The organism is Streptococcus sp. HMSC071H03, assembly GCF_001813035.1.
Classification (GTDB): domain Bacteria; phylum Bacillota; class Bacilli; order Lactobacillales; family Streptococcaceae; genus Streptococcus; species Streptococcus anginosus.
This window is the reverse complement of record NZ_KV811145.1, coordinates 100,290-112,528: the sequence shown is the minus strand read 5'-3', so window position 1 is coordinate 112,528 and position 12,239 is coordinate 100,290. Positions and strand designations below refer to the sequence as shown.

General features: G+C 37.8%; 13 protein-coding genes. 3 read left to right on the top strand and 10 right to left on the bottom strand.

Features of this window, described 5'->3' with window-relative positions:
* From HMPREF2887_RS01960 to HMPREF2887_RS01945, 4 genes are all read right to left on the bottom strand, one after another.
* Nucleotides 1-475 (bottom strand): PfkB family carbohydrate kinase (locus tag HMPREF2887_RS01960; RefSeq protein ID WP_261673787.1); only part of this gene is annotated, 475 nt, incomplete at its 3' end.
* 79 nt (nt 476-554) lie between these two features.
* Nucleotides 555-2,030, bottom strand: coding sequence for a PTS galactitol transporter subunit IIC (locus HMPREF2887_RS01955; protein ID WP_003023771.1), 1,476 nt, complete (start codon nt 2,028-2,030; stop codon nt 555-557).
* 130 nt (nt 2,031-2,160) lie between these two features.
* Nucleotides 2,161-2,466: a PTS sugar transporter subunit IIB gene (locus HMPREF2887_RS01950; RefSeq protein WP_003023769.1), complete on the bottom strand. Its 306-nt coding sequence runs from the start codon at nt 2,464-2,466 to the stop codon at nt 2,161-2,163.
* A 23-nt stretch (nt 2,467-2,489) separates the two neighbouring features.
* On the bottom strand, nt 2,490-2,969 hold the full coding sequence (locus HMPREF2887_RS01945) for a PTS sugar transporter subunit IIA (RefSeq protein WP_003023767.1): 480 nt from the start codon (nt 2,967-2,969) through the stop codon (nt 2,490-2,492).
* A 164-nt stretch (nt 2,970-3,133) separates the two neighbouring features.
* Here HMPREF2887_RS01945 and lacA point away from each other — a divergent pair, with 164 nt between their 5' ends.
* The gene (gene lacA, locus HMPREF2887_RS01940) at nt 3,134-3,565 is read left to right on the top strand and encodes a galactose-6-phosphate isomerase subunit LacA (protein ID WP_021001918.1); all 432 of its coding nucleotides are present in this window, start codon (nt 3,134-3,136) and stop codon (nt 3,563-3,565) included.
* An 18-nt stretch (nt 3,566-3,583) separates the two neighbouring features.
* Nucleotides 3,584-4,102, top strand: coding sequence for a galactose-6-phosphate isomerase subunit LacB (gene lacB, locus HMPREF2887_RS01935; RefSeq protein ID WP_003023763.1), 519 nt, complete (start codon nt 3,584-3,586; stop codon nt 4,100-4,102).
* A gap of 133 nt (nt 4,103-4,235) precedes the next feature.
* On the opposite strand, the gene HMPREF2887_RS01930 is transcribed toward lacB, so the two are convergent.
* Nucleotides 4,236-4,982: a DeoR/GlpR family DNA-binding transcription regulator gene (locus tag HMPREF2887_RS01930; protein WP_003023761.1), complete on the bottom strand. Its 747-nt coding sequence runs from the start codon at nt 4,980-4,982 to the stop codon at nt 4,236-4,238.
* A gap of 170 nt (nt 4,983-5,152) precedes the next feature.
* On the opposite strand from HMPREF2887_RS01930, the gene lacD reads away from it, so the two are divergent.
* Nucleotides 5,153-6,103, top strand: coding sequence for a tagatose-bisphosphate aldolase (gene lacD, locus HMPREF2887_RS01925; protein WP_003023759.1), 951 nt, complete (start codon nt 5,153-5,155; stop codon nt 6,101-6,103).
* Nucleotides 6,104-6,167: 64 nt separating this feature from the next.
* Here lacD and HMPREF2887_RS01920 read toward each other — a convergent pair whose 3' ends face one another.
* The 5 genes from HMPREF2887_RS01920 to HMPREF2887_RS01900 form a co-directional block, all read right to left on the bottom strand.
* Nucleotides 6,168-7,724 (bottom strand): degradosome RNA helicase CshA, encoded by a 1,557-nt coding sequence (locus HMPREF2887_RS01920; RefSeq protein ID WP_041784025.1) that lies wholly within the window; start codon nt 7,722-7,724, stop codon nt 6,168-6,170.
* A 318-nt stretch (nt 7,725-8,042) separates the two neighbouring features.
* Entirely contained in the window at nt 8,043-8,951 is a 909-nt protein-coding gene (locus HMPREF2887_RS01915; protein ID WP_057489734.1) for a magnesium transporter CorA family protein, read from the bottom strand.
* A 647-nt stretch (nt 8,952-9,598) separates the two neighbouring features.
* The gene (locus HMPREF2887_RS01910; protein WP_021001921.1) at nt 9,599-11,143 is read right to left on the bottom strand and encodes a peptide chain release factor 3; all 1,545 of its coding nucleotides are present in this window, start codon (nt 11,141-11,143) and stop codon (nt 9,599-9,601) included.
* Between the two features lie 189 nt (nt 11,144-11,332).
* Nucleotides 11,333-11,653, bottom strand: coding sequence for a hypothetical protein (locus tag HMPREF2887_RS01905; protein ID WP_021001922.1), 321 nt, complete (start codon nt 11,651-11,653; stop codon nt 11,333-11,335).
* Nucleotides 11,654-11,664: 11 nt separating this feature from the next.
* Nucleotides 11,665-12,072: a helix-turn-helix transcriptional regulator gene (locus tag HMPREF2887_RS01900; protein ID WP_003023750.1), complete on the bottom strand. Its 408-nt coding sequence runs from the start codon at nt 12,070-12,072 to the stop codon at nt 11,665-11,667.
* Nucleotides 12,073-12,239: the final 167 nt, after the last annotated feature.

Genomic DNA, 12,239 nt, shown 5'->3' with positions numbered 1-12,239 from the left:
AAAGACGACCAATTTGTGCAATATAATCATCTGGCATCCCTTTCATCAAAGAGCCAGAAAACACAACGCTATCGCCAGATTGAATGCGCTTTATAAGATTTGCAGTGAATTGTTCTAATAAATCCTTATTCAGCTCAAATCCCGCTTCATACACAAGATAGGTCTTTCCTAATTCTGTATCAATCATAATTGTACAAGTACGCGTATTTTTATCAACTTCTGTCACAACGAGCGGAATACCGTCTTCTTCATTTAATTGTTGAATATATTCGCCCATTTTGCCACCTAACATTGTATGAATGCAAAAATTTCCTTGTTCTTCGCCTTTTTCGCAATTCAGGACATAAGCCACATTAAAACTCTTTCCGCCAGCATTTTCATGCACTTGACTTGGTCGGTTGACCACATCTTCTTTAAACTGACTAAGTAAAACTGTCCGATCCAAAGCTGGATTTGGACAAACTAAATGGATCATGTTTCTTCCTTTCTTTTTTTTCAATCAAAAGCCAGACTATTTCAAAAGGAATAGTCCAGCTTATTGTTATTTTATTATTCTATTTTGCATTTGTAGCGTATTCTTCATTTCGCTTAATCATTTGTTTTCTATACCAAGCAAAGATACCAATATAGAACACTAGAAAGACAATAACACCAAAGATAGCTTTGATATCGCCTGTTGTAGCATTTCCGATTGTCCAACCAAGTAATTTTTCAATTGGACCTTCAAGAGTAGAGTGGGTAATCAATTGTGTGCTAGCTACCCCTTTAGGAAATGCATCTACGCCTTTCGCTAAGTCCGTAACAAATGGCGCAATAAGTGTTCCAGATAGAAGGAAGAGCGGAAGCAACAAAGTTCCAAATACAATCATTCGGATAAGCTTACCACGTGTAACAACCAGAAGTGCTGGAGTAACACCCATTGCAATAATCCCAGCAAGTGGCAAAATACCATTTCCGACTTTAGAAAGAAGGACTGCTTCTACTAGCATAATTGGTGCTAAAACATTGGCACATGCCCAGATTTCTGCACGACCTGCGATAAATGGCCAGTCAAGTCCAATATTGAATTTACGTCCTTGAAGACGTTTTGTTGCAACATTTGTAATTCCTTGTGAAAGAGGTTCTACTGCCGCGATGAACCAAGAACCAATAAGTGAGAACAATTCCAAGCAGACACCAGCTGTCAAACCAAGAGACAACCAACCTTTGATAACAAGTGACCATTTTGCTGCTTCGGCAACGCCAGATACTGGATGCGGCGTTCCCATAATTCCAATTACAATCCCAAGGATAAATCCAATGAAGAATTTAGAGCCCCAGAAACCAATTTTCTTATTCAGCTTGGCAGCGTCAAAATCATACTTATCCAGCCAAGGGAAAAATTTATCAAAAATCTTATCCAAAACCATAATGACTGGATTCATCATGTAGTTCATGTGAGTAGATGTCATTGGAGACGAACTTGGTGCATTGAGCAAGTCATCAAATGTTGGCTTCATTAAGTCCGAGTTAATAATTTTCATTACTCCAACGAGTACAACGGCAAGCGTTGCGACAAAGAGAGAAACACCTTGGCTAACACCATTATTGTCCGCATACCATTTGATCAACAGACCTGTGATTGATAGATGCCAAATATCAAAAATATCAACATCTAAGGTATCTGTCTTTTTTGTAATCAACATCACAACATTGACGATGAGCATAATGAGTAAGAAGTAAAGCGTCCAAGCAGAACCCCATGTAATCGTCGCCAATGGTGCCCAACCAACGTCTGTAATATTAAGTTGAATTCCTGTATTTTCAACGAATTTCGCAAGTGAAGCCGAGAAAGCACCATTTAACATACCGATAATAGCACCAATACCCGTAAGAGCTATGGCAAGTTTAATACCACCTTCCAAGGCTTTGGAAAACTTCACTCCAAAGCATAAAGCAAGCACCGTCAAGACTATCAACATGATAATTGGTGCACCCATATCCAAAATGGGTTTAAAGAAGCGATTCGCTAAGTCAATAATGACATTCATAAAAAATCCTCCCGATTTTATTTTTTGAATGATAGTGAATGAAAAGTGAAATAACTATTTCAGTAGATAAAAATTGTTTTTATCTAGCGTTTCAATTTTTCATTTTTTTGTTTTTTTCTAATGAATTACTTTAACTAAGTCCATGTTCCTTAATAGCTGCTTCAATATTGTCATATACTGGTGCACTCATGGCTGGAATACGGAATAAAATTGGTCCTGCTTCAATAACAGGAATCCCCGGTTCAAATCCCAAATCCGTGGCTGCTATTGGTGTGAAAATATCATAACCTTTTATCAAGTCTTCATTCACATCTTTGACCATTACCGCATCGCATTGGACATCATAGCCGCGATTTGAAAGTTCTTCTTCAAGAGCATTTTTGATTTGGTGGCTTGAGTTTACTCCTGCTCCGCAAGCTGCTAAAATTTTAATCATTGTAACATCCTCCATTTTTATTTTTAATGATTTATTGTTTCCGATATATAATGAAATAGTTTATCTGCCTCATCCAGCTCGGATAAGGACTCTAGGTTGCCGTCAGCAGTAAAGAAATCCATCAATTGAGCCAATATATTCGTTTGACTGGCATTAGAATTATTGATAATGAAGAACAAAAGCGATACTTGTACTTCATTTGACGGAACAATCATATTATGAAAAGTCACCGGCTGATCTAAGCGGACTACAACCACCTTTTCTGCTAAATTATGGACAATATCCGTATGCGGAATTGCTACATTCGGCAAATCTTTCCCTAAAAATTCCATGTCCAGCCCCGTAGGAAAGGACTTCTCTCGCTCAATCAAGGCGTCTTTATAAGAAGACGTTACAATGTGCCTCTCCTCAAGGAGATTTGCAACCTGATTGAAAAGCTCTTCTTGACTGTCAGCATGCAGACAAAAGACTAAATCTTTATCGAACAACTGATAAAGTTCCATCATAGCCTCCTTCTATTTTGTTCTATTTTGTTTATAACCAAAGTATATCATTATATGTAAACGGTGTCAATAGTTTGTTTTGTTTTTTTATGTTATTTTTTGTTTGACAATATTTGCATGAGATGTTATGATGTTGTTGTGAAATAAAAAAAGGAGGTATAACAATGAAAGTTATACTAGGTACAGACCGTGATGGTTTTGAGTTAAAAAATAAAGTAAAAACTCATTTACTCCAACTTGGTTATGACATTAAAGATCTCAACGAACAAGAAGGTGCTGCTGATTTTGTCGACTCGACAGATGCTCTTGTTGAAGAATTACGAAAAGATGATACTGCCCGTGGTATTTTGTTTGATCGCTTTGCAATTGGTTCTTATATGGTTGCGAATAAACACCGTGGCATCATTTGTGCTGCTGTTTCAGATGAGCATTCTGCCATGATGACCATTCGCCACAATTCTACACGCATTATAACTCTCGGTGCAGCTATTCTCGGTGAAGAATTGGCAAATGCCTGTGCAGAAGCTTATTTAAAAGCTGACTATGATGCTGGACGCCACCAAGTTCGCATTGACATGCTTAATAAATTATGTTAAAGGGTAGGAGGAAAAATTATGAAAATCGCTCTCGGCTGTGACCATATCGTAACAGATACAAAAATGAAAATTTCTGAACATTTAAAAGACCTCGGTCATGAAGTCATTGATGTCGGAACCTATGACTTTCACCGGACTCATTACCCAATCTTTGGTCGTCTGATTGCAGAAAATGTTGTTTCAGGAAAAGCTGATCTTGGAATTGCCCTTTGTGGTACAGGAGTCGGTATCTCTGCTTCTGCTGACAAAGTTCCCGGTACTCGTGTAGCTCTTGTTGGTGACGTTCTAACCGCACGCTATGCAAAGAAAGAACTCAATGCAAATATCATCGCTTTTGGTGGACGTATTCTTGGTCAAAATCTTATTCATAATATCGTTGATGTCTTTCTTGAAACAGAGTACGAACCAACAGAAGCCAACAAACAATTGATTAAAAAAATCGATAATAGCATTGAAGTTAGCCCTGAAATCGCTAAAAATGACCATATTTTCGATGAAGAAAATGCTAAATGGGCTCGCGGTGAATACCACGACTAAAAACTCAATACTCAGAAAATCAGGCTCAGTCTAATATGGACGAGGCCTGTTTTTTAATAGGATGTGTCAATACCGCACGCACTAAAGATACAAAATCACCTGCTCCTCTATGAACAGGTGATTAAAATATTAACTATAAAACATTTGTATATGATTTATACTTTTCCTTGACCTTTGGTGAGATATGATCATCTGTGATTACTGCATCCAAATCATCCAACTGATAGAAACAATAGAAAGAATAGCTGTCAAATTTGCTATTATCCGCCACAATGTACTTTTCAATCGCATTGTTCAAGATAATGGCATTGCCATTTCCTTCTTCTTCATTGGCAGTCGTGACATTATGACCGTCAATTCCATTGACACCAATAAATGCTTTAGAAACTTTGATTTCTTTCAATAATTTATTAGCAAATTGTCCGACAAACGTTTGTGTCTTCACCCGATAACGACCGCCAATCAGGATAATATCACAATTGGGATTATCTTTTAATTTTTCAAAAATAGGAAGCGAATTTGTCACAATACTCACACTTTTATCAGCCAAATAATCTCCGATAAAATCCGTCGTTGTTCCCGAACCGATAAAAACTGTATCACCAGAAAAAATCAAATTGGCACATTTTTGAGCAATTGTTCGTTTTTCTTCAATATTTAACATCGTTTTTTCAGTATGGGAGGCTTCATTCAAGCCATTTTTTACTTTTTTGTGAGCTCCTCCATGAACACGAGTCAACAAGCCTTGCTTTTCCAAATCAATCAAATCACGACGTATCGTCATATCTGTTACATCTAGCAACTCTTTCAATTTCTTGACAGAAACCACTCCCTGCTGATCCAATTCTTGGAGAATCACTCTATGCCGTCCTTCTTTCATTTTGTCTCCTTTCTAGTTTTATATAATTTTATTCCTCAAATATATTATACAACAATTTATTCATTTTGAAAAATTAAAAACAATATTTTTTTGATTTTTGTAAAATATTGTTTGACTTTGTTTTGTTTGTATTCTATAATTAAACTATACAAAACAAAAGGAGTCTAAATATGACAACAAAACAAAAAAAATTAAAACGTTTATGTGATAAAAACGGAATTATCGGCGCTTTAGCTATTGATCAACGAGGAGCTTTGCGTCGCATGCTTGGTGAAGATACTCCAGTTGAGCAATTGGAAACCTTTAAAGTGCTAGTTTCGAAATACTTAACAAAATACGCTTCTTCTATCCTTCTTGATCCAGAGTTAGGTTGGAAAGCGGCGGAAGCTCGTGATAAAAACGCTGGATTATTAGTTGCCTATGAAAAAACAGGTTATGACAAAACTGTTCCCGGTCGCTATCCTGACCTCGTCGAAAATGTCTCCGTCCAACGCCTCAAAGCAAATGGTGCTGATGCTGTGAAAGTCTTACTCTATATAGATATTGACGAAGCTAGAGCAGTCAATGACATCAAAGAAGCCTTTATCGAACGGATTGCTTCTGAATGTAAAGCAGAAGACATGCCATTTTTCCTTGAGTTGGTTTCTTATGATGCCAAGGTGACAGATGAAAAGGAATATGCCAAACTCAAACCTCGCAAAGTCATTGAAGCAGTGAAGCTTTACTCACAAGAACGATTTGGCGTAGATGTTCTCAAAGTTGAAGTTCCAGTCAATATGAAATATGTTGAAGGATTCGCAGAAAATGAAGTTCTTTACACCAAAGAAGAAGCTGCTGCCTTCTACAAAGAACAAAGTGATGCAACTTCTCTTCCATTTATTTTCTTATCTGCTGGAGTATCCGCACAGCTTTTCCAAGATACACTTCGCTTTGCTAAGGAATCCGGCTCAACTTTCAACGGTGTCCTTTGTGGCCGTGCAACTTGGGCTGGTGCTACCAAAGCCTATCAAGAAGGTGGCGAAGCTGCTACAATTAAATGGCTTGAAACAATAGGTAAACAAAATATTGTTGAATTAGATGCCGTTCTCCAAGAGACTGCTACGCCTATTGTATTTAAATAACTTTGTATCTCCTTATAAAAACATAAAAAGACGAATTGCTATTCGCCTTTTTATTATTGTATAATTACTTATCACCTTTATTACGGATGACAAAACCTGTTTTCTTCTCACTTGAAGTATTGCGAGGTTTTTTGTGATCTTTGCGGTAACGCTTTTCTTTGTCAAAGCGATCGTGGCGACCACTCTTTTTGTAATTGTCACGCCCATTAGTACGGTCACGACGATCATTACTACGACGCCCATTTTTGCTATTACGATTGCCTTTATTAGCTCCCGAAACATACTTAAATGGTAATGGCTTTTCACGCGCGATTTCTACTTCTGGTAGAGTGTCTGGATCTTGTACGGTTAAGGTCAATATATATAAAGCCAATTCTTCCGGTGTAAATTCAGTTGCCAACTTGCGAGCGTCTTTGCCAAACTTTTCAAATTGGTTGCGAATGTTTTCATCCGCAAAATCTCGCTCAATCTTTTTAAGTGCAACTTTTTTCTTAGCTTGAAAGGCTTCTTCTGCAGTGGCTGGTTTCATGCCTTTCATACGTTTTTTGGTCAAACTTTCAATGATTTGAAGATAACCCATTTCATTTGGTGCAACAAATGTAATGGACTGACCAGATTTTCCAGCACGACCTGTCCGCCCAATACGGTGTACATAACTTTCTGGGTCTTGTGGAATGTCATAATTGTAAACATGTGTAACACCAGAAATATCCAAACCACGCGCAGCAACGTCTGTCGCAACAAGAACATCTAAATTTCCGTTTTTAAAGTCGCGAAGAACACGGAGACGTTTTCCTTGGTCTAAATCACCATGAATCCCCTCTGCGCGGAAACCACGGATTTTAAGCCCACGAGTCAATTCATCAACTCGGCGTTTGGTACGCCCAAAAACGATAGAAAGTTCTGGTTGTTCCACATCCATGAGACGTGTCATGGTATCAAATTTTTCATTTTCTTTTACACGGATATAATATTGATCCACCAACTCCGTTGTCAATTCTTTTGCTGCAATTTTGACATGTGTTGGCTCTTTCATAAACTTCACGCCAATCTGCTTGATAGCATCTGGCATAGTAGCTGAAAAGAGAAGGGTCTGACGCTCTTCTGGCACGCGGGAGATGATTGCTTCAATGTCTTCTAAGAAACCCATATTGAGCATTTCATCCGCTTCATCTAAAATGAGCGTTTCTACATGATTGAGTTTCAGTGCTTTGCGCTTAATGAGGTCTAATAAACGTCCTGGAGTTCCAACGACAATGTGCGCACCTGAACGGAGAGCCTTGATTTGCTTTTCAATGCTGGATCCGCCATAAACAGAACGGACTTTCACACCTTTGCTTCGACCAAAGCGGAAGAGTTCCTCTTGACTTTGAACAGCCAATTCACGAGTTGGTGCAATGACTAAAGCCTGAACAATAGGATTTTCTGTGTTAATTTTTTCAAGAGTCGGAAAACCAAAAGCGGCTGTCTTTCCTGTACCAGTCTGAGCTTGTCCAATCACATCTTTTCCTGCCATAGCAAGCGGGATTGTTTGTTCTTGGATTGGGCTGGCTTCCACAAAGCCCGCTTTGTCAATTTCTGCTAACAATTCAGCAGATAAATGTAATTCATTAAATTTCAATTTTTTCTTCTTTCTAAAAAGGCAGTGCGAAGCTACCTTATAAAACATAGTTATTTGCAACTTATCTAGTATAACACAAAGAATGATAAAAAGATAGGTTTTATTTTTTACTTCCACACCGTACGCATGAAGAAAATGCATGTAGCCCTTTTTCCGGAATACATGCATTTTTCAAAAAAATTTTCAAACAGATTTACCAATTAAAACTAAATACATTCATTTTGAATGAATTATAGCATAAATTATACTTAAAAAGTGATATTTATCGTGAAAACACGCTAATTGAAAACGATAATTTCTTCATGCACTTGGCGTGTTTTACTTTTTATTGGCTAGCCATTTTAAAGCTTTGGTCAATACAACCCACAGAACGAGACTAATAACAACAATATAAATCCAAGCATTTTTATCATTAGACAATGGAAGTGGCACATTCATGCCAAAGAATCCCGTAATAACTGCAAGGACTGCTAAAAGGACTGAAATGATTGTTAAAACGGTCAAATTATCATTCAGATTGTTGTTCAAAATATTGTTGTAAGAACCTGACAATTGACTGAGAACTTGAGAAATCAAGTCTGTCATTGCTACTAACTGACGAGCTTCAATCATGACATCGTCAAACTGCTCTTTTTCAATCTCATCTAAATGGCGATAAATTGCATGTCCTTTAATGTGCTCTAACAGCATACGATTTTGCTTTGCAGCTGCTACCAAATAGACTATGGAAGTTTCTAAGTCTGCTAAAGCAAAGAGATTTTTCTTGGTGGTCGTTTTGTGCAATAACCGATTGATATGATCCTTTGTCTCATCCATTTTTTCAATAATGGGATAATAAGAATTGCACACTAATTCTAAACTAGCAAATAGAAATTTGTACACTGTCACAGGTTCATGATGTTCAATATAGTTTTTCATCATATCTACAACATAAGTATTTGCTCGATTGCTGACTGTTAAGAGTTTATCTTTCTGTACAATAAAGGTCATAGGAATAGTTTCATAATAGTCCTTATCCCTTTTTAAGTTTAATACATTGAAAATAAAAACGACTGTTCCTGTTTCACGATTGTAATCCATGTGCGCTCGTTCATTTTTATCTAACGCGTACTCAATCGTTTCTTCATCAATATTGTATTCCTTATAAGAATCTGGATGTTGACTTAAAATATCTGCATCTAAGTTTATCCAAGACATTCCATTTTTCAACTCTTTTTCAATAAACACCCTTTTCTCCTTTCTTGACTTTAAATAATCTAAAGGATTGAGAAAAACGCTCAATCCTTCATCAATCGTTATTGCACTTCTTTATCTAATGCTTGATATGCTAACAAACGAACTCACTTAACCCAGTTCTGTTTCAAAAATCATTACGATAAAACTCCAACAATAGCATAGTTTTTAAATGAATTACTCTGCTAATATGCAGTGGTAAGTCTCACATTTTCTTTAACTGAGTTCAAACTAAATCCTCGGAAAATAGATAAAGTTTCCTATTTTTCCTAGCGTTACGACACGGAGTCAGACGAATCAATTTTATTCGTCTGACGAAGTTAGTAAGGCAGTTAACTAGTCCGCCTACAGCGGCTAGCGTCCAACAATTAGGAACCTTCAGTTCCAATTGTTGGGACTGAGTTACGACACGAAGTCGAACAATTCGATTTTACTTATTCGACACAGTTAGTAAACCGTTTAGGCAGACCGCACATAGCGGCTGCCGTCCAATGACAGTAACTTCAGTTACTAGTCATTGGCAACGTCTTACATTTTCTCTAACTGAGTTCGAGCTAAATCCTCGGAAAATAGATAAATCCTCCTAGAAGCAATCGCTTCTTCGTCAGATTTCCTAATTTTCTATCGGATTTTTAACGCTCTCACATCTTCTCTTCCAACTTGACATCTGGATATTTATCGGCAAACCAGCGCAAGGCAAAGTCATTTTCAAAGAGAAAGACAGGCTGGTCAAAGCGATCCTTGGCTAAAATATTGCGGCTGGAGGACATACGCTCGTCCAGATCATCTGGTGAAATCCAGCGGACAGTCTTTTTGCCCATGGGTGTCATGACTACTTCGGCATTGTATTCATTTTCCATGCGGTACTTGAAGACTTCAAACTGAAGCTGACCGACAGCCCCCAGCATGTATTCACCGGTCTGGTAGTTGGTGTAGAGCTGAATGGCTCCTTCTTGGACCAATTGCTCAATTCCTTTGTGGAAGGACTTTTGCTTCATGACATTTTTAGCTGCAACCTTCATGAAAATTTCTGGGGTAAAGGTTGGCAGCGGTTCAAATTCAAACTTATTTTTACCAACTGTCAAAGTATCACCAACTTGATAAGTCCCTGTATCGTAAACACCAATGATATCACCGGCCACCGCATTTTCTACATTTTCACGTGATTCTGCCATAAACTGAGTGACATTTGAGAGTTTGACAGCTTTTTTGATACGGGTCAGATTTACACTCATACCGCGCTCAAATTCGCCCGATACGATGCGGACAAAAGCAATGCGATCACGGTGTCTTGGATCCATATTGGCTTGGATTTTAAAGACAAATCCTGAAAAATCCTTATCCAGCGGACTGATTTCCTGATTATCTGTGGTTTTGTGTCCATGAGGCTCTGGTGCAAACTCCAAGAAAGTGTCAAGAAAAGTCTGCACTCCAAAGTTAGTTAGGGCTGAACCAAAGAAGACAGGGGTTAATTCCCCATTAAAAATAGCTTCCTGTGAAAATTCATTTCCCGCTTCTTGTAGGAGTTCAATATCCTCCAAAACCTGAGCATAAAAGGGATTGTTGCCAAATATTTTTTCTCCCTCTTCGATGCTGGCAAAGCGTTCATCACCTTTATAGAGCTCCAGCCGCTGATTGTGCAAATCATAGAGACCTTCAAAGGATTTCCCCATCCCAATCGGCCAATTCATCGGATAGCTGGCAATACCAAGTACTTCTTCTAATTCTTCCAGCAAATCAAGGGGTTCACGTCCGTCGCGGTCCAGTTTATTGATAAACGTAAAGACTGGGATATTGCGGTGTTTGACAACCTCAAAGAGCTTTTTAGTCTGGGCTTCAATCCCTTTTGCAGAGTCCACCACCATGACTGCTGCATCCACAGCCATGAGGGTACGGTAGGTATCTTCTGAAAAATCTTCGTGCCCTGGTGTATCAAGAATATTGACCCGTTTTCCAGCATAGTCAAACTGCATGACAGAAGAGGTCACTGAAATCCCCCGCTGTTTCTCAATATCCATCCAGTCAGATTTGGCAAAGTTTCCGGTCTTCTTACCCTTGACCGTACCTGCTTCACGAATCTCGCCTCCAAAGTAGAGCAACTGCTCTGTAATCGTGGTCTTCCCTGCATCCGGGTGAGAGATAATCGCAAAAGTTCGGCGTTTTTTTATTTCATCTTGAATCGTCATTATATCCTCTTTTTCTTTTTTATACTTTTTCTTTCGATTTCTGTGAAAACTCTTATTACATTGGACTGCTCCTAACTTGTTTCAACCTACCTATTATAGCGGATTCAAAGGATTTTTTCAATTGCTTAGAACATATAAAAATCGCTCTGTTCGAGCGATTTTCTGTTTCTTGATACAAGAGACTACATTTTAGAATCTCACAATCACACTAGCAAAGAGAAAAATTACCAATATCATGATTAAAACCAGTAAATAAATAATCCGTTGTTTTCTCATTTGAAGTTCTTCTTTTTCTTCTTCCGTCATAGAAAAAACAGCCTTGTTTCGGTTTAATAAGTATAAAATCAAGCCTTCTCCCCGTTGACCGCCAGCTGCCAAAACTCCCCAGAACTTAGGATGTTTCATCCCGCGAACCGCAGAATCTAATTCAACTAGTTTAAACAATTGATACACAAACAGCCCATTTGTTACGACGAGTAAGCCAATCAAGGTCAATAGATACCAAGTCATGATAGAACCTCCTATATTTTACGAATAATTTGTACTAATATATAACCTGTGGTGCCAACCACCAGAGCTACTGCCAACAGGGTCAGCAGATAACTCTTGGAGATTGGAATGATAAAAATAAAGAAAAGGAATAAAAGACAAATATTACATATAAAAGCCAGTAAAATCTTTTGGTTGCTCTTTACAACGTTCGTCGAATTTTCTAAGTGCTGAATCATGCGCTCATCTCCTTTCAGCAATTCATCCAAACTAACCTGATACAAATCACTTAACTGCAAAACATACAAAATATCCGGATAAAATTTTTCTGTTTCCCAATTTGAAATAGTCTGTCTAGATACATTTAATTTTTCTGCGACATTTTCCTGTGTCAAGCCACTCATCTGACGTGCTTCTTTTAACTTTCTTCCAATTTCCATTACCTCACTCCTATCTTTCTACTTTTATTTTACTATTTTCGTTTATAAAATCTAGCAAAATTTTTTACATTGAGAAAAAACAATAAAAAATCCTGCCAAATAAATTTGACAGAGGATGTAATGCTTAAAGCTTTAAACTAATTTTGATTGCTTTTTCCATCGCCTTT